The 20,348-nt window shown below is 71.0% G+C and carries 24 protein-coding genes and 1 riboswitch; of the genes, 12 read left to right on the top strand and 12 right to left on the bottom strand.

Annotation, left to right across the window (positions count from 1 at the left end; translation table 11 throughout):
* Positions 1-163: 163 nt before the first annotated feature.
* Complete coding sequence (locus tag ACTWPV_RS08050; protein ID WP_443151224.1) at positions 164-757, top strand: sigma-70 family RNA polymerase sigma factor; 594 nt, start codon at positions 164-166, stop codon at positions 755-757.
* Complete coding sequence (locus tag ACTWPV_RS08045) at positions 754-1,482, top strand: anti-sigma factor family protein (RefSeq protein ID WP_443151223.1); 729 nt, start codon at positions 754-756, stop codon at positions 1,480-1,482. The genes ACTWPV_RS08050 and ACTWPV_RS08045 overlap by 4 nt, the downstream gene beginning before the upstream one ends.
* Positions 1,483-1,569: 87 nt before the next feature.
* Here the strand turns inward: ACTWPV_RS08045 and ACTWPV_RS08040 are convergent, their stop codons facing one another.
* Genes ACTWPV_RS08040 through ACTWPV_RS08010 form a run of 7 tightly spaced genes read right to left on the bottom strand, consistent with a single transcriptional unit; the run spans position 1,570 to position 8,078 of the window.
* On the bottom strand, positions 1,570-1,842 hold the full coding sequence (locus ACTWPV_RS08040; protein WP_443151462.1) for an oligopeptide/dipeptide ABC transporter ATP-binding protein: 273 nt from the start codon (positions 1,840-1,842) through the stop codon (positions 1,570-1,572).
* 3 nt (positions 1,843-1,845) lie between these two features.
* Positions 1,846-2,544 carry an ATP-binding cassette domain-containing protein gene (locus ACTWPV_RS08035; protein ID WP_443151222.1) on the bottom strand — a complete coding sequence of 233 codons (699 nt, stop codon included), beginning with the start codon at positions 2,542-2,544 and terminating at the stop codon, positions 1,846-1,848.
* Positions 2,545-3,516 (bottom strand): ABC transporter ATP-binding protein, encoded by a 972-nt coding sequence (locus tag ACTWPV_RS08030; RefSeq protein WP_347644337.1) that lies wholly within the window; start codon positions 3,514-3,516, stop codon positions 2,545-2,547.
* Complete coding sequence (locus ACTWPV_RS08025; RefSeq protein ID WP_443151221.1) at positions 3,513-4,760, bottom strand: threonine synthase; 1,248 nt, start codon at positions 4,758-4,760, stop codon at positions 3,513-3,515. The genes ACTWPV_RS08030 and ACTWPV_RS08025 overlap by 4 nt, the downstream gene beginning before the upstream one ends.
* Positions 4,757-5,611: an ABC transporter permease gene (locus tag ACTWPV_RS08020; RefSeq protein WP_347618152.1), complete on the bottom strand. Its 855-nt coding sequence runs from the start codon at positions 5,609-5,611 to the stop codon at positions 4,757-4,759. Before ACTWPV_RS08020 ends, ACTWPV_RS08025 begins: the two co-directional genes overlap by 4 nt.
* Positions 5,611-6,528 carry an ABC transporter permease gene (locus tag ACTWPV_RS08015; protein ID WP_347644339.1) on the bottom strand — a complete coding sequence of 306 codons (918 nt, stop codon included), beginning with the start codon at positions 6,526-6,528 and terminating at the stop codon, positions 5,611-5,613. Before ACTWPV_RS08015 ends, ACTWPV_RS08020 begins: the two co-directional genes overlap by 1 nt.
* Complete coding sequence (locus ACTWPV_RS08010) at positions 6,525-8,078, bottom strand: ABC transporter substrate-binding protein (RefSeq protein WP_443151220.1); 1,554 nt, start codon at positions 8,076-8,078, stop codon at positions 6,525-6,527. The genes ACTWPV_RS08015 and ACTWPV_RS08010 overlap by 4 nt, the downstream gene beginning before the upstream one ends.
* Positions 8,079-8,193: 115 nt before the next feature.
* Here ACTWPV_RS08010 and ACTWPV_RS08005 point away from each other — a divergent pair, with 115 nt between their 5' ends.
* The 4 genes from ACTWPV_RS08005 to ACTWPV_RS07990 all read left to right on the top strand — a co-directional run bounded on the left by ACTWPV_RS08005 (position 8,194) and on the right by ACTWPV_RS07990 (position 11,627).
* Positions 8,194-8,931, top strand: a complete 738-nt coding sequence (locus tag ACTWPV_RS08005) for an IclR family transcriptional regulator (RefSeq protein ID WP_443151219.1) — start codon at positions 8,194-8,196, stop codon at positions 8,929-8,931.
* Positions 8,928-9,941: a serine hydrolase domain-containing protein gene (locus ACTWPV_RS08000; protein WP_443151218.1), complete on the top strand. Its 1,014-nt coding sequence runs from the start codon at positions 8,928-8,930 to the stop codon at positions 9,939-9,941. The genes ACTWPV_RS08005 and ACTWPV_RS08000 overlap by 4 nt, the downstream gene beginning before the upstream one ends.
* Positions 9,938-11,137 carry a hypothetical protein gene (locus ACTWPV_RS07995; protein WP_443151217.1) on the top strand — a complete coding sequence of 400 codons (1,200 nt, stop codon included), beginning with the start codon at positions 9,938-9,940 and terminating at the stop codon, positions 11,135-11,137. Before ACTWPV_RS08000 ends, ACTWPV_RS07995 begins: the two co-directional genes overlap by 4 nt.
* Positions 11,138-11,234: 97 nt before the next feature.
* Positions 11,235-11,627 carry a hypothetical protein gene (locus ACTWPV_RS07990; protein ID WP_443151216.1) on the top strand — a complete coding sequence of 131 codons (393 nt, stop codon included), beginning with the start codon at positions 11,235-11,237 and terminating at the stop codon, positions 11,625-11,627.
* A gap of 222 nt (positions 11,628-11,849) precedes the next feature.
* Here the strand turns inward: ACTWPV_RS07990 and glyA are convergent, their stop codons facing one another.
* From glyA to ACTWPV_RS07970, 4 genes are all read right to left on the bottom strand, one after another.
* A complete protein-coding gene (glyA, locus tag ACTWPV_RS07985; RefSeq protein WP_443151461.1) occupies positions 11,850-13,124 on the bottom strand; it encodes a serine hydroxymethyltransferase in 1,275 nt (424 codons plus the stop codon).
* Between the two features lies 1 nt (position 13,125).
* Positions 13,126-13,208, bottom strand: a riboswitch (ZMP/ZTP riboswitch).
* Positions 13,209-13,383: 175 nt separating this feature from the next.
* Positions 13,384-14,322 carry a YihY/virulence factor BrkB family protein gene (locus ACTWPV_RS07980; protein ID WP_347646736.1) on the bottom strand — a complete coding sequence of 313 codons (939 nt, stop codon included), beginning with the start codon at positions 14,320-14,322 and terminating at the stop codon, positions 13,384-13,386.
* Between the two features lie 141 nt (positions 14,323-14,463).
* A complete protein-coding gene (locus ACTWPV_RS07975; protein ID WP_443151215.1) occupies positions 14,464-14,838 on the bottom strand; it encodes a YccF domain-containing protein in 375 nt (124 codons plus the stop codon).
* A 55-nt stretch (positions 14,839-14,893) separates the two neighbouring features.
* Positions 14,894-15,670 (bottom strand): TIGR03084 family metal-binding protein, encoded by a 777-nt coding sequence (locus tag ACTWPV_RS07970; RefSeq protein ID WP_443151460.1) that lies wholly within the window; start codon positions 15,668-15,670, stop codon positions 14,894-14,896.
* A gap of 55 nt (positions 15,671-15,725) precedes the next feature.
* On the opposite strand from ACTWPV_RS07970, the gene ACTWPV_RS07965 reads away from it, so the two are divergent.
* The 6 genes from ACTWPV_RS07965 to ACTWPV_RS07940 all read left to right on the top strand — a co-directional run bounded on the left by ACTWPV_RS07965 (position 15,726) and on the right by ACTWPV_RS07940 (position 19,458).
* On the top strand, positions 15,726-15,851 hold the full coding sequence (locus ACTWPV_RS07965) for a hypothetical protein (protein ID WP_347646738.1): 126 nt from the start codon (positions 15,726-15,728) through the stop codon (positions 15,849-15,851).
* A gap of 60 nt (positions 15,852-15,911) precedes the next feature.
* Positions 15,912-15,995 (top strand): putative leader peptide, encoded by an 84-nt coding sequence (locus ACTWPV_RS07960; RefSeq protein ID WP_354532976.1) that lies wholly within the window; start codon positions 15,912-15,914, stop codon positions 15,993-15,995.
* A gap of 109 nt (positions 15,996-16,104) precedes the next feature.
* Positions 16,105-17,793: a nitrite/sulfite reductase gene (locus ACTWPV_RS07955; RefSeq protein ID WP_443151214.1), complete on the top strand. Its 1,689-nt coding sequence runs from the start codon at positions 16,105-16,107 to the stop codon at positions 17,791-17,793.
* Complete coding sequence (locus ACTWPV_RS07950) at positions 17,790-17,960, top strand: Insertion element protein (RefSeq protein ID WP_132595212.1); 171 nt, start codon at positions 17,790-17,792, stop codon at positions 17,958-17,960. The genes ACTWPV_RS07955 and ACTWPV_RS07950 overlap by 4 nt, the downstream gene beginning before the upstream one ends.
* Positions 17,957-18,685 carry a phosphoadenylyl-sulfate reductase gene (locus ACTWPV_RS07945; protein ID WP_347646740.1) on the top strand — a complete coding sequence of 243 codons (729 nt, stop codon included), beginning with the start codon at positions 17,957-17,959 and terminating at the stop codon, positions 18,683-18,685. The genes ACTWPV_RS07950 and ACTWPV_RS07945 overlap by 4 nt, the downstream gene beginning before the upstream one ends.
* Positions 18,667-19,458, top strand: coding sequence for a sirohydrochlorin chelatase (locus tag ACTWPV_RS07940; protein WP_443151213.1), 792 nt, complete (start codon positions 18,667-18,669; stop codon positions 19,456-19,458). The genes ACTWPV_RS07945 and ACTWPV_RS07940 overlap by 19 nt, the downstream gene beginning before the upstream one ends.
* A gap of 34 nt (positions 19,459-19,492) precedes the next feature.
* Here ACTWPV_RS07940 and ACTWPV_RS07935 read toward each other — a convergent pair whose 3' ends face one another.
* Positions 19,493-20,212, bottom strand: a complete 720-nt coding sequence (locus tag ACTWPV_RS07935; RefSeq protein ID WP_443151212.1) for a DUF1707 SHOCT-like domain-containing protein — start codon at positions 20,210-20,212, stop codon at positions 19,493-19,495.
* Positions 20,213-20,348: the final 136 nt, after the last annotated feature.

Below are 20,348 nucleotides of genomic sequence, written 5' to 3'. Positions count from 1 at the left end.
GCGACTTTACGCACACAGCACCTACGTGCGCAATCACATTAAGTATCGCGATCTGTTGAACCGTGCCTGGGCGACCGGCCGTACCACCTGCCGACGGACGCGTGAAAGGGGAATGATGCGGATCAGCACGTATCCCCCGCCCTCGGCCGAGGGAGCCCTCCCGATGGGCAGGCCGCGCTTACGACACTGGCTCCGGCGGGTACGACCGGATGACGCGGTGCGCGACGGCGCGGTGCCGGACGACGAGGTGCCGGACGACGAGGTGGTCGTGTCCGCGCTCTACCGGGAGTATCACCGGCCGCTGCTGGCCTTCGTGATCAGGCTCACGGCCGGCGATCGGCAGTGGGCGGAAGACGTGGTGCAGGAGACCATGATCCGTGCCTGGCGCAGTGCGGAGCGGCTCGACCCTGACGCGGTCTCGCTCATGCCCTGGCTCGCCACGGTCGCCAGACGTATCGTGATCGACGACCGGCGGCGCAGGGACGCCCGCCCGCAGGAGTCGGGCGACGGTCAGCTGGAGAGCATGTCCGTGCCCGACGGGATGGAGGGACTGCTGCACCAGGTGGTCGTGACAGAGGCGCTGAAGGCGCTGTCGCCGGCACATCGCGAGATCCTCAACGAGACGATCCTGCGGGATCGCTCGGTCAACGACGCCGCGCGGTCGCTCGGCATCCCCGTGGGCACCGTGAAGTCCCGCGTCTACTACGCCGTCCGCGCGCTGCGGATCGCGCTGGAGGAGCGGGGGGTGACGGCATGACCTCCCGCGTCGAGCACACCGACGTCGGCGCCTACGCCCTCGGCCTCCTGGAGGAGGACGACCGCTTCGCCTTCGAGGCCCACCTGCTCGGCTGCCCCGCCTGCCGGTCCGAGCTGGCCGACCTGGCCGGCGTGGCGAGCGTGCTGCACGGCATCGGCCCTCTTCCCGAGGACCCCCGCCCGCCGTCCACCGGCGACCTCACCGGGCAGGGCGACGTGGTCGGCCGCCTCCGGCGCAGGAAGGCGGCTCACCGGCGGCAGCGCAGGGGGACGTTCGCGGTCGGGATGGCGGCGGCCGTCACGCTGGTCGCCGGCGGGCTGACCATCGGCACGCAGCTCAGCGCGGGCGAGCCACCGGTCGCGCAGGGTGAGGCGGAGAACATGGGCCCGGCCGAGCAGTTCTTCGCCGGCGGCACCCCCATCGAGGGCGAAGGCGTCGACGGGGTGACCGGCGGGCTGGTCGTGGAGTCCAAGGCCTGGGGCACCCACGCCGCGCTCAAGCTGGCCGGGGTCAGAGGACCGCTGGAATGCGAGCTGGTCTCGGTCGGGAAGAAGGGAGAGCGGCGGGTGATGACCGGATGGTCCGTACCTCCAGCCGGGTACGGAGTTCCGGGCTCGCCCGACCCCCTCTACATGCACGGCGGCAGTGCCACGCCGCTGAAGGACGTCGACCGCTTCGAGGTGGTCACCTCGACCGGCAGGAAACTGCTCACCATCGAGGCCTGACCGCCGCCGTAGCGGGCGGGGCACTCCGGCCCGTCCCGCCCGCCCGGCGCCCCGCCGCACCCCGAGCCCGTGCGGCGGGGCGCCGCGTCATGTCAGGGCGGCCACGTCCGACACCGGGAACAAGCAGGCCGCGGTGTGACCAGGGCTCTCCTGGGGCGCCAGCGGCGGGCGGGTGGCCGAGCATTCCGCGCGGGCGGCCGGGCAGCGGGTGTGGAAGCTGCAGCCGGACGGCGGATCGGCGGGCGACGGCGGGTCGCCCTTGAGCACGATGCGCCGCCGCGTCCGCTCCACCTTCGGGTCGGCCACGGGCGCGGCCGACAGCAGGCTGTGCGTGTACGGGTGGCGCGGCGCCGTGAACAGCGTCTACGTGCCGGCCAGCTCGACGATCCTGCCGAGGTTCATGACGGCGACGCGGGTGGCGATCTGCCGCATGATCGACAGGTCGTGGGAGACGAACAGGTACGTCAAACCGCGCTCGGCCTGCAGCCGCTTCATCAGGTTGACGATCTGGGCCTGGATGGAGACGTCGAGCGCGCTGACCGGCTCGTCGCAGATGACCAGTTTCGGCTCCAGCGCCAGGGCTCGGGCGATGCCGATCCGCTGCCGCTGGCCGCCGGAGAACTCGTGCGGGAAACGGTCCTGGCTGCCCGCCTCCAGCCCGACGGCGTCGAGCAGGTCGGCGACGCGCTGCCGGGCGGCGGCCGAGCGGCGGCGCACCCGGCCGTGGGTGACCAGCGGCTCGGCGACGATCTCGCCGACGCGCATGCGGGGGTTGAGGCTGGCGTACGGGTCCTGCAGCACGACCTGCATGTCCTCGCGCACCGCCAGCAGCTCCTTCTGGCGCAGGCCGAGGAGTTCCCTGCCGTCGAACCAGATCTCGCCACCGCTGGCCTCGACCAGCCGCAGGATGAGCCGGGTCAGCGTGGTCTTGCCGCAGCCGGACTCGCCCACCAGGCCAAGTGTCTCGCCCGGGTGCACGTCGAAGGACACGTCGTCCACGGCGACCACCTTCGAGCTGAACTCCTTGCGCACGCCGCGCAGCGACAACAGCGGATCGGCCATCTACGGGCTCCCTTCGAGCAGGCAGGCGGCGCTGTGCCCCGGCGCGCGCTCCAGCAGCGGCGGCACCTGGGTGGCGCACTCGGGCACGGCCAGCGCGCAGCGGGGGTGGAAGGCGCATCCCCCGGGCGGCGCGAACAGGTTGGGCGGGCTGCCCGGGATCGGGTCGAGCGCCGCGCCGCCCGGCACGTCCGAGCGGGGCATGGAGCGCAACAACGCCTTCGTGTACGGCATGCGCGGCGTGTCGAAGACGTCGTCCACTGCGGCCAGCTCGACCGGGCGGCCGCCGTACATGACCAGGACCTGGTCCGCGGAGCGGGCCACCACGCCGAGGTCGTGCGTGATGAGCACGATGGCCATGCCGAACCGTTCCTGCAGCGCCGCGAGCAGCTCCATGATCTGGGCCTGGACGGTCACGTCGAGCGCGGTCGTCGGCTCGTCGGCGATGAGGATCCTGGGACGGCAGGCGAGCGCGATCGCGATCATGACGCGCTGGCGCATGCCGCCGGAGAACTGGTGCGGATATTCCCCGGCCCGCTGCTCGGGGTGGGGGATGCCAACCTCGCGCAGCGCCGCCACGGCCTGGGCCCGGGCCTCGGACCTGGACAGGCCCTGGTGCAGGCGGAGCGACTCGGCGATCTGTGCGCCCACGGTCTTGAGCGGGTTGAGACTGGTCATGGGGTCCTGGAACACCATGGCGATCTCGTTGCCGCGGATCCTGCGCATCTCCCGCTCGGGCAGCTTGAGCAGGTCACGGCCGCCCGCGAGGATCTCGCCGCCGGTGTAGTGGCAGGGAGGCGTGGGGTGCAGGCGCAGGATCGACAGGGCGGTCGCGGTCTTGCCGCTGCCCGACTCGCCGACCACGGCCAGCGTCTGTCCGGCCTCGACCGACAACGACACCCCGTTGACCGGTTTGACCGTGCCCGCGTCCAGGCGGAACTCGACGTGCAGGTCGTTGATCTCCAGCAGGCTCACTCGATGCCTCCCCGGAAGATCCGCAGCAGCTCTGCGGGGTCGGCCTGAACCGTCCCCTGAGGCGGGCGCGCGGCCTGGGCCAGGGCGCTGGGCTGCTTGAGCGCGCCCCCGGTGACGACGCTGACCACGGTGTCGCTCTCGGACACCCAGCCCTGGGCGCGGGCACGCAGCAGCGCGGCGGTGGAGGCCGCCGCGGACGGCTCGGCCGAGATGCCCTCCTCGCCGAGCAGCCGCATCGCCTCGAACAGGTCGTTGTCGTCGACGGCGACGACCCGGCCGCCGGAGTCGTAGACGGCGCGCAGCACCCGCGAGCCGCCCTGGATGGGGGCGTCGCCGGCGATGCTCTGGGCGACGGTCTTGTTCGCGTCGCCGTGGCGGCCCGCCACCGTCCTGCCCTCGGCGAAGGCGCGGACGAGCGGCGCGGAGGCGGCCGGCTGCACGCCCACCATCTTCGGCAGCCGGTCGATGAGCCCGAGCCGCTTCAGCTCCCGGAAGCCCTTCCAGGCGCCGTAGAGCCCGCCGCCGGTGCCGACCGGGTGCACCATGACGTCGGGCGCGCGCCAGCCGAGCGCCTCGCAGATCTCGTACGCGTACGTCTTCATGCCCTCGTGCCGCACGGGGTTGATGAAGTTGACGAAGCAGTAGAACCCGGCCTCCGACAGGGCGCTCACCCCGGCGAAGATCTCCAGGCTGGAGCGGTAGCGCAGGCGCAGCACGCGGGCCCCGCTGAGGCTGATGGCCGCGATCTTGGATTCGTTGGCGACGTCCTCGACCAGGACCGTGGCCTCGATGCCGGCCCTGGCCGCGTAGGCGGCGAACGAGGCGCCGGCGTTGCCCGAGCTGTAGGTGAACGCCTGCGTCACGCCCAGCGCCCTGGCGAAGCCGGTGGCGACGGAGAACCCGCGGTCCTTGAAGCTGCCGGTGGGCATGAGCGTGTCGTTCTTGACCAGCAGGCCGGGCAGGCCGATGTGGCGGCCCAGCCTCCTGGTGCGCATCAGCGGGGTGTCGCCCTCGCCGAGGTGGAGGGGTTCGGCGTGCTCGGGCAGCGGGAGCAGATCCGACCAGCGCCACAACCCCAGGTGGCGGCGGCTCGCCGCGCTGTCCAGGATGTCCTGCGGCTCGGCGGGGCCGAGGTCGTACTCGATCTCGAGCAGGCCGCCGCACGCCTCGCAGAGCAGGGCGGGGGTCTTCAGCGGGAAGGTGGCGTGGCAGTCGTCGCACCTGTAGTGCGTGGCGAGGTTCATCGGGTGTAGGCCTTCGGGTCGGCGACGTCGCGGAGGAGGTCGCCGGTGACGTTGATCGCGAGTGTTGTCATCATGATGGCAGCGCCGCTGAAGACCGCGATCCACCAGGCGCTGCGCAGATAGAGCTGGCCGTCGGCGAGCAGGCTGCCCCACGTGGGCACGCTGGGTGGCACGCCGAGCCCCAGATAGCTGAGCGACGCCTCCGCGACGATCATCGCCGCCACCTGAAGGGTGCCGATGGTGGCCAGCGGGGCGACGATGTTGGGGACGAGGTGGCGGACCATGATCTGCGGCCCGGTGTCGCCGATGGCCCTGGCGGCGGTGACGAACTCGCGTTCACGCAGGGAGAGCACTTCGGCGCGGACCACGCGGGCGTACGACACCCAGCCGGTCAGGCCGAGCACGAGGATCATGAAGAACAGGCTCGGGCCGAGCACCGCGATGATGGCCAGCGCCAGCAGGATCGACGGGAACGCGAGCTGCACGTCGGCCAGGCGCATGAACACCTGCTCGCGCCAGCCCCTGTAGTAGCCGCTGATCACCCCGATCACGGCGCCGACCAGGCCGGACAGCACGGTGGCCGCGAGGCCGACGAGGAGCGAGACGCGGGTGCCGTACATGATGCGGCTGAGCACGTCGCGGCCCAGCTTGTCGGTGCCCAGCAGATAGCCGGGCTCGCTGCCGCTCATCCAGAACGGCGGGCGCAGCTTCAGCTCGAGGTTCTGCAGGTTCGGGTCGTGCGGGGAGATCAGCGGCGCGAACAGGCCGACGAACACGACGAGGACGATGACGCCCACGGCGACCTTGGCGGCGTGGTTGCGGCGCAGCGCGCGCAGGACTGCGGTCGGCATCAGCTCAACCTCACCCGGGGATCCAGCAGGGCGTACGACAGGTCCACGATCAGGTTCACGACGACGAACACGGCCGCCAGGAACAGCACCGTGGCCTGCATCAGCGGATAGTCGCGGTACGTGATCGCCTCCACGGTCAGCCGCCCGATCCCCGGCCAGGAGAACACCTGCTCGGTGAGGATCGCGCCGCCGAGCAGGCTGCCGACCTCCAGGCCGACGACGGTGACGACCGGCAGCGACGCGTTGCGCAGGCCGTGCGAGGTGACGGTCATGAACCCGGACAGGCCCTTGGCCCTGGCGGTGCGGATGTAGTCCTCGCCGAGCACGTCGATCAGCGAGGAACGCAGCAGCCTGGCGATCATGGCGGCGGAGTAGAGGCCGAGGGTGATCGCGGGCAGCACCAGGTGGGCGGGCGAGCCGGTGCCCGAGGCGGGCAGCCACTGGAGGTTGACCGCGAAGATGAGGATGAGCAGGATGCCCACCCAGAACGCGGGAGTGGACTGGCCGACCAGCACCGAGGCCATGACGGAGGTGTCGGTCGCGCTGCCCCGCCTGACGGCCGCGACGATCCCGGCCGGGATCGACACGACCAGGGTGAACGCCAGGGCGGCCAGGGCCAGGTCGACCGTGAGCGGCAGCCGTTCCATGATGACCTCGAACGCGGGGCGGTGGAAGAACACCGACTGGCCGAAGTCGAGGCTGAGCAGGCCCGTCATGTAGGAGGCGTACTGCTCGGGCAGCGGCCGGTCGAGGCCGAGGCTCGCCCGCAGCGTGGCCTCCTGCTCGGCGGTGGCCTCCGGGGGCAACATCTGCTGCACGGGGTCGCCGGCCAGCCGGACGATGAAGAACGAGACGGTGGCCACGCAGAACAGCACGAGCAGGGTGTGGCCGATCCGCCGCAGGACGAATCCGGTCATGAGGTCGCGAGCTTGGCGTTCGCCATCGCGAGGGTGCCGTTGGCGTTGCTCTCCCACTGCACCTTGTCGCTGACCGCGTACAGGATGCTCGCCTGGTAGAGGTAGAGGAACGGCGACTCCTCGATCAGCATCTCCTGCAGCTCGGTGAACGCCTCCTGGCGGACCTCCGGATCGACCGACTGCTCTTCCTTGTCGACGAGCGCGTCGGCCTTCGGGTTGTTCCAGCGGCTCTGGCGCCGGTCGTGCCGGACGAACGACTGCAGGTTGCTGGAGGCGTCCATGGTCCAGCCGGAGTTGCCGACGAAGTACATCTCGCCGAGCGCCTTGCGATTGTCCGACACCAGGCGGCCCTTGAACGTGGCCGGGTCGAGCAGCGACACCTCGGCCTTGACGCCGACCTCGGCCAGCTGCCCCGAGATGGCCTGGGCGATGTCCTTGTCGGCCGTGGAGGACGAGAGCTTGAGCGCGAACCCGTCCGGGTGCCCGGCCGCGGCGAGCAGGCTCTTGGCCTTGGCCACGTCGTGCTGGTACGGCTGGATCGCGGGGTCGAAGCCGAACGCCTGCTTGGGGATGAAGGTCGGGGTGCGTTCCGCTGCGCCGTTGAGCACCGACGAGATGAGGGTGTCCACGTCGAGCGCGTGGTTGAGCGCCTGGCGCACCCGCTTGTCCTTCAGCGGGCCCTCTTCGGTGTCGAGCGAGACGAAGAACGTGCGCACGCCCGGCCTGGTGACGACCTTGAAGCCGGGGGCGTCGCCGAGCTGCTGCGCGGCGTCGGGGGTCAGGCCGGTCACGATGTCCACCTCGCCCGACTGGAGCGCGGCCAGCGACGACGACGGGTCCGGCATGATCTTGAAGACGAGCTGCTCGACGGCGGGCTTGCCGTTCCAGTGGTCCGGGTTGGCCTTGAGCGTGATCTGGCTGTCGCGCTGCCACCGCTCGAACGTGAACGGGCCGGTGCCGATCGGGTGCTCGGCGAAGGCCTTCTCCCCCTTCTCCTTGATGTGCTTCGGCGGCACGATCACGCCGCCGAACAACGACAGCTTGGCCGGCAGGATCGGGTCCGGCTCCTTGGTGACCAGGTCGACCGTGTGCGGGTCGATCACCTTCGCGCCGGTGACCAGGCGCAGCTCGACGATGGGCGACTGGGTGTCCGGGTTGATGAGGCGTTCGATGCTGTACGCGACGGCGGCGGCGTCGCAGGGCTCGCCGTTGTGGAAGGTGACGTTCTTGCGCAGGTGGAAGCGCCAGGTCTTGTCGTCCTTGGACTCCCAGCGTTCGGCCAGGCCGCCGACGAGCTTGTCGTCGGTGTCCCGGACGGTGAGCGTGTCGAAGACGTTGATCAGCACGTTCATGGAGGGCAGGTCGCCCTGCTTCTGCGGGTCGAGGGTGGTGGCGTCGGAGGCGAGCGAGACCCGCAGGGCGGTCCCGGCACTTCCCTGTCCGCCGCCGGAGGGCTTCGTGCTGGCGCAGGCCCCGAGGGAAACCGTCGCCGCGGCCAGGCCGCCGATCTTGAACAGGTCCCGGCGGGCCAGCAACGCACGGTCGAACATAAGCCCCCGCCTCCCTTTCTTGCGTTTCACATGGTGAAATGGCGTATCACGTGGTTGAATATGACCCGTTTCGGTTATGTCCGTCAACCCTTTTGGGACAGTCACCATGAACTCGGTGGAGAAGACGCTCGTCGTCTTAGGAGCCCTGGCCGGCCACGATCAACCCCGCCGCCTGGCGGACATCGCCCAGCGGACCGGCATCAACAAGACGACCGTGCACCGGATCCTGCAGATCTTCATCGCCCAGGGGTACGCCGTCTCGCACGGCGACGGCACGTACGCGTCGGGGCCCGCCATCCTCGCGCTGGCCGGGGCGGCGCTCACCGACAGGGACATGACGACCCTCGTCCGGCCGATCCTGGAGAACCTGCAGCGCAACACCTCGCACACCGTGCACTTCGCGATCCGCAGCGGCTCGTCGGCCGTCTACCTCGCCAAGGTCGAGTCGCAGCAGCCGTACCGGATGGCCTCGCGGGTCGGGACGCAGATCCCGCTGCACTGCACCGCGATCGGCAAGGCGATCCTCGCCCACCTGCCGGAGGAGGAGGTGCGCGCGGTGCTGGCGGCGACCGCGCCGCTGATCAGCAACACGCCCGCCACCATCACGGACCCGGATCTGCTCGTGGCCGAGCTGGAGGCGGTGCGGCAGCGCGGGTACGCGGTCGACGACGAGGAGAACGAGCCGAACGTGCGATGCGTCGGAGCGGTGGTGCACGACGCGGCGGGGACGGCGGTGGGCGCGGTCAGCGTGGCGGGGCTGACGCTCAATCTGGACGAGGACGACGTGCCGCTGCTCGGCCCGCTGGTGGTGGCCGCCGCCCGGGTCTCCGCGGCGCTGGGGAGGAACGTATGACAGCCGGCCGCATTCTGGCCAGGGCCCGCGACAAGGGAGAGTTCTCGGGCGCGGCCTGGGCCTACGGCACGTCCGCCGGGCCGGTCGGGCGAGACACGCTCGGCACGCTGCGCTGGGACGGCGTCCCGGTGGGCGACGACACGCTGTGGGACCTCGCCTCGCTCACCAAGCCGATCGTCGGGCTCGCGGTGATGGCGCTGGTGGAGTCGGGCGAGCTCACCCTGGACGACACCGTCGAGTCCCACCTGCCCCGTTACGCCGGCACCGACAAGGCCGGCGTCACCGTGTTCGAGCTGCTCACCCACACCTCGCGCATCCCCGGCCAGCAGCCGCTCTACCGCCGCTGCCCCACCCGGGAGGACCTGCTCGACGCGCTCGCCGGCCTGCCGCTGCGGGAGCGGCAGGGCGTCGAGTACAGCTCCCAGGGCTTCATGATCCTCGCACTGGTCGCGGAGAGCGCCGCCGGGGTCCCGCTCGACCAGCTCGTACGCGAACGCGTCACCGCTCCCCTGAGCATGGACGACACCCGCTTCCTGCTTCCCGAGCACGATCGGGCCCGGGCGGCGGCCACCGAGGACTGCCCGTGGCGGGGCCGCGTCGTGCAGGGCACCGTGCACGACGAGAACGCCGAGGTGCTCGGAGGCGTCGCCGGCCACGCGGGCATGTTCGGCACCCTGGACGACCTGGCCAGGCTGGGCCAGGCGCTGTGCGGGGGCGGCGCCGGCGTCATCGCGCCGCGCACGCTGGCCGTCATGACCGGCACCAGGACCGGCGGCCGGGCACTGGCCTGGCAGGGCCACGAACCCCGTCTGGGCAGCGGCGGCGACCTGCTCACCGCGTCGGCGTACGGGCACGACGGGTTCACGGGGACGAGCCTGTGGGTGGATCCCGAGCTGGACTTCTACGCCGTGCTGCTGACCAACCGCGTGCACCCGAGCCGGGCGTCGGACGGGATCGCCCGCATCCGCCGCACCTTCCACAACGCCGCCGTCACGAGGGCGCTGCCATGAGCGGCGACGTACGCCTTCCCGCCACCCTCGACACGCCGCTGCGCGTGCTCGGGCCGCCGCCCTCCGCCGGCGGGACCGGCCGCCTGCCTTCGGTGGACGGCCGCGCCCGCCTGACGCTCGCGGACGGGCGGGCCCGCCTGACCCGGCCGGAGCACGAGGAGGGGGCGGCCGCGCCCCCGGGCGGCGGGACGGCAACCGCTGCGGGCCCCGAGCTCGAGGGCGAACTCTGCATCGGCCCCGGCTGGGTGGACCTGCACGCCCACGTCTACGACGCGATGACGCAGATCAGCGTGCCGCCCGACCGGGCCGGCCTGGACGCGGGCGTGCACGTGCTCGCCGACGCGGGCAGCGCGGGACAGGCCACCATCGACGGGCTCGTCCGCTACGTCATCCCGGCGGCCAGGACGCAGGTGCGCGCCTGGCTCAACATCGGCTCCCACGGCCTGGTCCACCTGCGCGAGACCGCCGACCCGGCGTTCATCGACGTGGACGCCACGCTCGCCGCCATCGACCGGCACCGCGACGTCGTGTGCGGGGTGAAGGTGCGCTCCAGCGGCGCGATCGTCGGCGCGATGGGCCTGCAGCCGCTCCAGCTCGGCCGCCTGGTGGCCAGGGAGGCGGGCCTGCCGCTGCTGGTGCACGTGGGCGAGGCCCCGCCGCTGATCGGCGACGTGCTCGACCTCCTGGACGCCGGAGACGTCGTCACCCACTGCTACCACGGCAAGACCGGCGCCCCGTGGCTCCCCGGCGGCGCCCCGGCCCCGGCCCTGGACCGCGCCCTCGATCGCGGCGTGCTGCTGGACGTGGGGCACGGCGCGGCCAGCTTCAGCTTCGACGTGGCCACCCGCGCGCTGGCGGCCGGCTTCCCGCCGCACACGATCAGCACCGACCTCCACGTACGCAACATCGCCGGCCCGGTGCACGACCTGGCCACCACGCTCACCAAGCTGCTGCACTGCGGCATGGGGCTGGAGCCGGCGATCGAGGCGGTCACGGCCACGCCACGCCGGATCCTGCGCATGGACCAGCCCTGGCTCGGGGACGACGGCACGATCCGCCACGCCACGATCTTCCGCCTGGCCGCGGCCGCTCCCCCGGGCCGCGCCTACGTGGACGCGCGCGGCGGCACCGCGCGCCCGGACCGCCACGTGATCCCGGTCGCCACCGTCAGGGAGGGCGTCCTGGCCGAGCTGTGACGACACCGGCGTCCCCGCCGGGACGGGTCCCGGCGGGGAGCTGAGACGGTGAGCGCGTTCCCGAAGCGTCATGGGGAGGGGCTCGATGGATGCTCAGATGTCGGAACGCATGCCGACGAGCGTGGTGCTCGCGCTCGTGGGGGTCTGGTTTCAGGTCGTCGCCGGGGTGTTCGGCGCCTTCGTGACGTTGTCGCTGCTCGGCGACCGGCTCGACCACGGCCAGGACGTGCGGAACCCGGGCCTGGTGCGCGGCCTCGTCATCTTCTCCCTCGTCGTGACGGCCGTGCTCGCCGTCGCGGGGGTTCTCGCGCCCAAGCGGTTCCGCTGGACCCGCATCGTCATCCTGGCCGCGGAGGCCGTGGCCGTGCTGGACTCCCTGATCGGGCTGGTCGGCGGAGGCGGGATGCTCATGCTCGTCAAGCTCGTGCTCGCCCTCACGATCGGCGCGGTGCTGCTGACCGACAAGGGGCTCGAGTGGTTCGTGCGGTGAACCGGCGCCCTCTGACCACGGTCATGGTCAGGAGAGCGCCGTCGCGGCGGCCCGCCACGTGCGGGTCAGCGGGCGTCACCCTGGAGGCCCTCGCGAGGTGCGGCGGAAGGCGTGCCGCCGGCACCGCCGTAACGGAAGGATCTTCGCGAACCGGAGGCGGGCGCGCGGGACGCCCGCCTGGCTCCGCCGCGGCTCCAGGAGCCGGTCGGGCGGAGCTCGCTTCTAGAGACCGGGCGCGGGGAACTGCGCGGTGAGCTCGCTCACCTCGTGGTGGACGCGCGTGATGACGTCGTCGGCGTCGCCCTTGGCGAGGGCGGTGACGACCTCGTCCATCCAGGCGCCGATCTGGCGCATCTCCGCCTCACCCATGCCGCGCGAGGTGACCGACGGCGTGCCGATGCGGATGCCCGACGGGTCGAACGGCTTGCGCGTGTCGAACGGCACCGTGTTGTAGTTGGTCTCCAGCCCCGCGCGGTCGAGCGCCTGCGCGGCCGGCTTGCCGCCGATGCCCTTGGGCGTGAGGTCGAGCAGGATCAGGTGGTTGTCGGTGCCGCCGGAGACGAGGTCGAACCCGCGCGAGGCGAGCTCGTCGGCCAGGGTCTTGGCGTTGGCGACGACCTGGTGGGCGTAGTCGCGGAAGGCCGGCTGGGCGGCCTCGTGCAGCGCGACGGCGATGGCGGCCGTGGTGTGGTTGTGCGGGCCGCCCTGCAGGCCGGGGAAGACGGCCTTGTTGAGCGCCTTGGCGTGCTCTTCCGAGTCGGCCATGAGCATGGCGCCGCGCGGGCCGCGCAGCGTCTTGTGCGTGGTCGTGGAGATCACGTCGGCGTGGCCCGCCGGCGACGGGTGCGCGCCGCCCGCGACCAGGCCCGCGATGTGGGCGATGTCGGCGGCCAGCACGGCGCCGACCTCACGGGCGATCGAGGCGAAACCCTCGAAGTCGATCGTGCGCGGGATCGCGGTGCCGCCGCAGAAGATGAGCTTCGGACGGTGCTCCAGGGCGAGCTGGCGCACCTCGTCGAGGTCGATGCGGCCGGTGTCCTTGCGCACGCCGTAGCGGACCGGGTTGAACCACTTGCCGGTGGCCGAGACGGACCAGCCGTGGGTGAGGTGGCCGCCGAACGGCAGGCCCATGCCCATCACGGTGTCGCCGGGCTGCAGGAACGCCATGTAGACGGCGAGGTTGGCGGGCGAGCCGGAGTAGGGCTGGACGTTGGCGTGGCCGACGCCGAAGACCGCCTTGGCGCGCTCGATGGCGAGGGTCTCGATCTGGTCGATGACCTGCTGGCCCTCGTAGTAGCGCTTGCCCGCGTAGCCTTCGCTGTACTTGTTCGTCAGGACGGTGCCGGTGGCCTCGAGCACGGCCTTGGACACGTAGTTTTCGGACGCGATGAGCTTGACGGTGTCGGCCTGCCGCCGCTCCTCCGCCTGGATGAGCTCGGCGAGCTGCGGGTCGACGCTAGAGAGAGAACTCATGATTCTCCTGTCATCGTTGACAATCTGCGAAGACCCAGGCGCACGGCCTCCGCTCCTTTCGCTCCCCGGTGGTCGTTCCCACCCAATGCGCCAGTCGCGTCTCGTCTAGACGATAGCGGATGCGGCGGGCTCTCACTTCTGCGTGATCTTCACGTTCCTGAACAGGCCGAGCGTCAGGAGGTCCAGGTCGGCAGCCTTGATCGTCTTCCGGACGCCGCGGAAGACGGCGAACAACCGTTTCGACTCGCCGGCACGGATCTGGTCGCCCGCGCCCCAGGTCGGATCACGCGTTGTTCGTCCGGCCCATGCCCGGCCAGAGCCGGTCGACTTCGGCGTTCAGGATGGCTCCGATGAGCACGGCCAGCGCGGTGATGTACAACCACAGCAGCAGGGCGATGGGCGCGGCCAGGGAGCCGTAGACGGAGACGGGCGAGAACCACGCGGCCAGCACGGCCCTCAGCACCGCCGCGCAGACGATCCACAGGAACAACGCCAGGATGGCGCCGGGCAGCTCGCGGTACCACTTCGTGCGCACCGGGACGCTCACGTGGTAGAGCACGGTCAGGAACAGCACCGAGCCGACGATCACGACCGGCCAGTAGAGCACGTCGATGAGGATGCCGTATTCGCCGGGCAGCGTGTCCCTGAGCAGGGTGGGGCCGACGACCAGGATCGGCATGACGATGATGCCGATGACCAGGCCGATGACGTAGAGGCCGAACGACATCAGCCTGGTGCGGATGATGCCGCGCTCCTCTCCCAGCCCGTAGGCGACGGAGATGAGGTCGACGTAGACGTAGAGGGCCCTGGAGCCGGACCACAGGGACACCAGGAAACCCAGCGAGATGATCGACACCTTGCCGGCGTCGTCGCTGAGCACGTCGGTGATGAGCGGGTTGACGACCTTGGTGACGGCGTCGTCGGTGAACAGCAGGCCGGCCTGGGCGATCACCCAGGCCTTGACCTGGCCGACCACTCCCGGCCCCAGCCAGGTGCCGAGCTTGCCGATGACGCCGATCAGGCCCAGCACGAAAGGCGGCAGCGACAGCAGCGCGAAGAAGGCCGCCTCACCCGCGAGGCCGGTCACCCGGTAGTTGACCCCGGCGTTGGTCGACGCACGGACGATCGCCCACGACTTGGTGTCGAGCACCCAGCTCAGCCTGGCCCGGGCGTTGGAGGCGAGCCCCCTTTTCGGCCGGGAAGGCGCTTCGGTGGACGTCATGGCACCCAACGGTATTCGCAGTTACTCTTCGGCACAGCCTAGCCAATGGTCACTGCCCATCGGCCCGCCGCCCTACCAGAGTGCCTGGTCGAAACCGTGGTGGCGGTTGCCCCCATTAGACGCCGCGCACCCCGCCCGTGGCTAGTCGTTGTCGACGATGCGCGCACCCAGCGGGAGGAGGGAGACGGGGATCATCTTGATGTTCGCCACGCCCATCGGGATGCCGATGATGGAGATGAACAGCGGGATCGAGGTGATGACGTGGCCGATGGCCAGCCAGATCCCCGCGACGACGCACCAGATGATGTTGCCGAGCAACGAGAACACCCCCGCGTCGGGGTCGCGCACGACGGTCCTGCCGAACGGCCACAGCGCGTACGCGGCGATCCTGAACGAGGCGATGCCGAACGGAATCGTGATGATCAGGATGCAGCAGATGATCCCGGCCAGTGCGTAGCCCATGGCCAGCCAGATTCCGGCGAAAACGAGCCAGATGACGTTCAAGAGTGTGCGCATACTCACAGCATGTCACTGGTCCTGCCGTTCGCGTCATCCGGCATCGACCCTGAGATCACCCCGAGACGGGCGCGCGGCCCCTTCCTGGAGGCCCCGCGAACGCCTGCGCGATCTCCATCCACTCCCTCGCCGGGCTCCCCGCCGTCTCCAGCGCGGTGTCCGACAGGTGGATGCGCTGGGTGACGGCCAGGCAGAAGTCGAGCACCGGCCCGCGTACGACGCTCTCCGCGTCGCCGGGACCCGCCGTCCACGTGGCGCCGTCCGGCATGGTGAGCTCCGCGCGCACCGGCTCGGCGGGCACGGGGAGGCCGCGTACGGCGAAGCTGTACGGCCTGGCCATGAAGCCGATCGAGGCCACGTGCCTGAGCCGGGCCGTGGGCGGCCTGGTGACGCCGAGCGCGTCGGCCACGTCCTGGCCGTGGGCCCACGTCTCCATCAGCCGCGCGGTGACGAACGAGGCCGCCGACATGTCGGGCCCGTACCACGGCACCCGGTCGCGGGCGCCGAGCGTGGTGAACACCTCGACGCTGCGGGCCCGCGCCGTACGGAACCAGGCGAGCAGGTCGGCGGGAGTCCTCCCGCGCGCCCGCAGCACCAGGTCGTCGACCCATCCGTCGACCGGGCCGGGGCCCGCGAGGGAGGCGCGGTGGCCGTCGGGGTCGGTGACCGCCCGGGCGGCCGCGTCGTCGAACCAGGCCAGGTGGCTCACCTGGTCGCGGATCGCCCACCCCTCGGCGGGCGTGGGGCGTTCCCAGCCGTCGTCGCTCAGGGGCCGCAGCAGCGCCTCGAAGGACGCGGTCTCGGCACGCAGGTCGTCGAGCAACTCGGCCATGAGGTTCACGCGCGCCAGCCTAACCGGAACAACCTTCTAGGAGAATAATGCAGGTGTGATCTGCGAGAGCTGCAAGGACAAGCGCCACGACGACTGCCGCGGCGGCTCGTGGTGCGACTGCCAGCACCAGACCGCAGAGCAGGCCAGGGAATCGGAGCTGGACTGGCCGCGCCAGGGCTGAACGATCCCACACTCTGGACCCCTTCTTGGACATCCCGGACGGCCGGGGTATCTTCGTTGTATGCCAGCGGACCCCATGCTCGTCGGTCGACGCCACGTCGACCTGCTGCGTGTCCGCAGTGCCATCTGTTGCGACGCCCGCTAACCGCCATCTTTCTTTTGCCGCTGAGCGCGTCGCATTCCCTCCTGCATTCCTGCCCTCGATGACGAGGCGGGAGGACCATAGCGCGCGCCCATGATCCGAAGGACGCGCAATGAGCACTCCTGCCAGCCGCACTCCCGCCAGCCGCCATCACCGGCGCCCGCGCGGCGAAGGCCAGTGGGCTCTCGGTTACCGCGAGCCGCTCAACAAGAACGAAGAGAACAAGAAGAACGACGACGGCCTCAACGTCCGCCAGCGCATCATCGACATCTACTCCAAGCGGGGCTTCGACTCCATCGACCCGGCCGACCTGCGCGGACGCATGCGCTGGTACGGCCTCTACACCCAGCGCAGGCCCGGCATCGACGGCGGCAAGACGGCGATCCTCGAGCCCGAGGAGCTCGACGACCGCTACTTCATGATGCGCGTGCGCATCGACGGCGGGCAGCTCGACCTGGCCCAGCTGCGCACGATCGCCGACATCGCCAACGAATATGCCCGCGGCACCGCCGACCTGACCGACCGCCAGAACATCCAGCTCCACTGGATCGAGATCGAGTCGGTGCCGGACATCTGGGAGCGCCTGGAGGCCGTGGGCCTGTCCACCACGGAGGCCTGCGGCGACACCCCGCGCGTGATCCTCGGGTGCCCGCTGGCCGGCATCGACACCGACGAGGTGCTGGACGCCACGGAGCAGATCCGTGAGCTGAAGGAGCGGGTCATCGGCAACCCGGCCTACTCCAACCTGCCGCGCAAGTTCAAGACGGCGCTGAGCGGCTGCCCCGCCCACTGCACGGTCCACGAGATCAACGACGTGGCGTTCGTCGGGGTGGTCAACGAGCGCGGCGAGGCCGGCTACGACCTGTGGGTCGGCGGCGGCCTGTCGACCAACCCGATGCTGGCCAAGCGGCTGGGCGTGTTCGTCCGGCCCGACCAGGTGGGCGACGTGCACGAGGGCGTCACCGGGATCTTCCGCGACTACGGCTACCGGCGGCTGCGGCACAGGGCGAGGCTCAAGTTCCTGGTCAACGACTGGGGCGTGGAGAAGTTCCGTGAGGTGCTCGAGCAGGAATACCTCAAGGAGCCGCTGCTCGACGGGCCCGCCCCCGAGCCGCCCCGCGGCAGCCGGCGCGACCACGTCGGCGTCTTCCCGCAGAAGGACGGCGCCTTCTACGTCGGCTTCGCCCCCAAGGTGGGCCGGGTCGACGGCGACAAGCTCCATCAGATCGCCGACATCGCCGAGCGGCACGGCTCCGGCAGGGTCCGCACGACGATCGAGCAGAAGATGGTCATCCTCGACGTCGCACCCGACCAGGTCGACTCCCTCGTGGCCGAGCTGGAGGCCGCCGACCTGCGGGTCAGGCCGTCCACGTTCCGCCGCCAGACGATGGCCTGCACCGGCATCGAGTTCTGCAAGCTGGCCATCGTCGAGACCAAGTCGGCGGCGGCCGGCCTGATCGACGAGCTGGAGCGCCGGTTGCCGTCGTTCGACGAGCCGCTGACCATCAACGTCAACGGCTGCCCCAACGCGTGCGCCCGCACCCAGACCGCCGACATCGGCCTGAAGGGCCAGCTCGTGGTCGACGAGAACGGCGAGCAGGTCGAGGGCTTCCAGATCCACCTGGGCGGCTCGCTGGGCGTCAACTCCGGCTTCGGCCGCAAGGTCAGGGGACTGAAGACCACCGCCAAGGCGCTGCCCGACTACGTCGCGCGGGTCGTGTCCCACTACGACGACCAGAAGAAGGAAGGCGAGTCGTTCGCCGACTGGGTGCAGCGAGCGGACGAGGCCGACCTGAAATGACCACACGAGCGGTTCCCTTCCACTGCCCCTACTGCGGCGACGAGGACCTCGAACCCTACGAGGGCGAGCTCGACGACGCCGGGCACGGCACGGGCGGCAGCTGGTACTGCCGCGCCTGCGCTCGTGCTTTCAAGCTGAAGTTTCTCGGGATCGGAGTGAGGATATGACGCTGGTCGACCTCGAGGTCGTCTTAAGAGATCAACGTGGCTCGCTCGACCTGCCGGACATCGTCGAGTCGGCCGCGACCGCTCTGGAGGGCGCCCCCGCGCGCGAGATCATCCGTTGGGCGGCGGCGACCTTCGGCGAGCGTTTGTGCCTGACCTCCTCCATGAGCGACGCGCTGCTCATCGATCTGGTGAGCCGGGTCAAACCCGGCGTTGACGTGTTGTTCATCGACACCGGCTACCACTTCGCCGAGACGATCGGCACGCGGGACGCCGTGCGGCAGGTCTATGACGTCAATGTGATCGACATCAAGCCGTCGCGGACGGTCGATGAGCAGGATCGCGACCTCGGCCCGCGCCTGTTCGGCCGCAACCCCGACCTCTGCTGCTACCTGCGCAAGGTGGAGCCGCTCAACCGGGCGCTGGAGCCGTACCTCGCGTGGATCTCCGGCATCCGCCGCGACGAGTCGCCGAGCCGGACGAACACCAGGGTCGTCGAGTGGGACGCCAAGCGGCAGATGGTCAAGGTCAATCCGATCGCCGCCTGGACGCAGGATGACGTCGACAACTACATCGCCGACAACGGGGTGCTGATCAACCCGTTGCACTACGACAACTACCCCTCGATCGGCTGCGCGCCCTGCACGCGGCAGGTCGCGGATGGTGAGGATCCGCGCAGCGGTCGCTGGGCGGGCCTGGGGAAGGTCGAATGCGGCATTCACCTGTGATCCCCGACAGGGGCTCCGTCCCGTTGGCAGGCGGGACGGCCCCCGGCCGCGTGCCACTGGTGGCGGTGGCGCACGGGTCACGCGACCCGCGCGCCGCCGCCACCGTGGCCGCGCTGCTCGACAGGGTGCGCCTGGAACGCCCCGACGTGCCCGTACGCGTGGCCTATCTCGACCACTGCGCTCCCGCGCTCGGGCAGGCGCTGACCGGGCTCGACGAGGCCGTGGTGCTGCCGCTGCTGCTCACCGAGGCGTACCACAGCCGGGTCGATCTGCCCGCGGCGCTCAACGAGGTCAGGGCGCGCCATCCGCGCCTGCGCGTGCACTACGGCACCACGCTCGGTCCGCACCCGCTGCTGCGGACCGCGCTGGAGCGGCGGCTGGCCGGGGCGGGCGTGCCCGCGGGCGACCCGGACACGGCGGTGGTGCTGGTGTCGGCCGGTTCGAGCGACGCCAGGGCCAACGCGGTGGTCTCGGGCATGGCCCGGCGGTGGCGGCGCTCCGGCTGGTGGTCGGTGTCGGCCGCCTACGCCTCCGCGGCCGACCCGTCGCCTGCCGAGGCGGTCTCCGCGCTGCTGCGCTCCGGCGCGCCGCGGGTCGCCGTCGCCCCCTATCTGCTGGCTCCCGGCTACTTCGCCGACAAGGTGCGGCAGGCCACGCTGGAGGCCGGCGCCGAGGTCGTGGCCGACGTGCTCGGGCCCGCTCCCGAGCTGGTCGGCGTGCTGCTGGAACGGTACGAAGCGGCCCAGCGGCGTCCGGTGCCCATCGCCGGCTGAGCAGCCCGGCTGAGCAGCCGGTCGAGCAGCGGGGTCAGTAGCCCCGGCCGAGGTCGCGGTTCATGTCGCGCACCTGCCGGTTCAGCTCGCGGGTCTCGTGGCGGAGCTGCCTGCCCAACTCGCGCCAGTCCTCTCCGTGCAACATCCGCCAGTGCTCCCGCCAGGCCGACAGCTTGCGCTTGATCGGCTTCGCGCGCGAGTCGCCGACCACCTTGACGTCGCCCATCACGGCGTACGCCTGCACGCGCACGACGGGCACGTTCGCTCCCTGGGCGCCCTCCAGGACGTCCACCTTCTTGTCGCCCATGATGGCCACGCCGTCGAGGTCCACGTTCACCCCGTCCGGCACGATGATCTTCACGTCGCCCATCACGGAGACGGCCATGATGTCGACCGAGTTCGTACGCACCTCCGCCTCGCGCAGGTCGAGCACCACGTCCCCCATCACGGCGACCGCGCCGAGCTCCTGGTCGATCCGCCAGGTGCCGCGCCGCTTGGAGTCGCCCATGATGCCCACGAACCAGCGCCGCTTGCGTCCCGTCGGGGCCGGCGACGCGGGCGCGGGCGCGCCGCCCGCGGGCAGGTCCTGGGTGAGCAGGGCCAGCTCCGCGTGCGTGGCCGCGGTGTACGCGGCCTCCGTGCGGTCGGTCAGCTCGGCGAGCGTGAGCCTGCCCTCCACCGAGGCGATACGGAGTTGTTCGACGACGGCCTCGCGCTCGGCGTCCGACGCGCGGACCTCACCCGGATCAGTCATACTCGCAACATATCGCGACTTGTCCACCGTCGCGCTCTCCGGGAGGAAACTGTCTCGCCTCTGACCATGCACGTTGCCCTGGAGTCCGTACCTCCGGAGGCCGGGACGCGTACCACGCCATGACACGGGGCCCTGG

The sequence above is a fragment of the Nonomuraea sp. KM88 genome, assembly GCF_052245635.1.
Classification (GTDB): domain Bacteria; phylum Actinomycetota; class Actinomycetes; order Streptosporangiales; family Streptosporangiaceae; genus Nonomuraea.
The sequence above is the reverse complement of the archived record's forward strand: the minus strand, read 5'-3'. Positions and strand labels throughout refer to the sequence as shown.

What these genes read in the sequence shown, in the direction of transcription:
- ACTWPV_RS08050 (WP_443151224.1), top strand. Translation starts at nt 164, where the DNA reads ATGGGCAGGCCGCGCTTACGACACTGGCTCCGGCGGGTACGACCGGAT.
- ACTWPV_RS08045 (WP_443151223.1), top strand. Translation starts at nt 754, where the DNA reads ATGACCTCCCGCGTCGAGCACACCGACGTCGGCGCCTACGCCCTCGGC.
- ACTWPV_RS08035 (WP_443151222.1), bottom strand. Translation starts at nt 2,544, where the DNA reads ATGGCCGATCCGCTGTTGTCGCTGCGCGGCGTGCGCAAGGAGTTCAGC.
- ACTWPV_RS08025 (WP_443151221.1), bottom strand. Translation starts at nt 4,760, where the DNA reads ATGAACCTCGCCACGCACTACAGGTGCGACGACTGCCACGCCACCTTC.
- ACTWPV_RS08020 (WP_347618152.1), bottom strand. Translation starts at nt 5,611, where the DNA reads ATGCCGACCGCAGTCCTGCGCGCGCTGCGCCGCAACCACGCCGCCAAG.
- ACTWPV_RS08015 (WP_347644339.1), bottom strand. Translation starts at nt 6,528, where the DNA reads ATGACCGGATTCGTCCTGCGGCGGATCGGCCACACCCTGCTCGTGCTG.
- ACTWPV_RS08010 (WP_443151220.1), bottom strand. Translation starts at nt 8,078, where the DNA reads ATGTTCGACCGTGCGTTGCTGGCCCGCCGGGACCTGTTCAAGATCGGC.
- ACTWPV_RS08000 (WP_443151218.1), top strand. Translation starts at nt 8,928, where the DNA reads ATGACAGCCGGCCGCATTCTGGCCAGGGCCCGCGACAAGGGAGAGTTC.
- ACTWPV_RS07995 (WP_443151217.1), top strand. Translation starts at nt 9,938, where the DNA reads ATGAGCGGCGACGTACGCCTTCCCGCCACCCTCGACACGCCGCTGCGC.
- ACTWPV_RS07990 (WP_443151216.1), top strand. Translation starts at nt 11,235, where the DNA reads ATGTCGGAACGCATGCCGACGAGCGTGGTGCTCGCGCTCGTGGGGGTC.
- ACTWPV_RS07980 (WP_347646736.1), bottom strand. Translation starts at nt 14,322, where the DNA reads ATGACGTCCACCGAAGCGCCTTCCCGGCCGAAAAGGGGGCTCGCCTCC.
- ACTWPV_RS07975 (WP_443151215.1), bottom strand. Translation starts at nt 14,838, where the DNA reads ATGCGCACACTCTTGAACGTCATCTGGCTCGTTTTCGCCGGAATCTGG.
- ACTWPV_RS07970 (WP_443151460.1), bottom strand. Translation starts at nt 15,670, where the DNA reads ATGGCCGAGTTGCTCGACGACCTGCGTGCCGAGACCGCGTCCTTCGAG.
- ACTWPV_RS07960 (WP_354532976.1), top strand. Translation starts at nt 15,912, where the DNA reads ATGCCAGCGGACCCCATGCTCGTCGGTCGACGCCACGTCGACCTGCTG.
- ACTWPV_RS07955 (WP_443151214.1), top strand. Translation starts at nt 16,105, where the DNA reads ATGAGCACTCCTGCCAGCCGCACTCCCGCCAGCCGCCATCACCGGCGC.
- ACTWPV_RS07950 (WP_132595212.1), top strand. Translation starts at nt 17,790, where the DNA reads ATGACCACACGAGCGGTTCCCTTCCACTGCCCCTACTGCGGCGACGAG.
- ACTWPV_RS07945 (WP_347646740.1), top strand. Translation starts at nt 17,957, where the DNA reads ATGACGCTGGTCGACCTCGAGGTCGTCTTAAGAGATCAACGTGGCTCG.
- ACTWPV_RS07940 (WP_443151213.1), top strand. Translation starts at nt 18,667, where the DNA reads ATGCGGCATTCACCTGTGATCCCCGACAGGGGCTCCGTCCCGTTGGCA.
- ACTWPV_RS07935 (WP_443151212.1), bottom strand. Translation starts at nt 20,212, where the DNA reads ATGACTGATCCGGGTGAGGTCCGCGCGTCGGACGCCGAGCGCGAGGCC.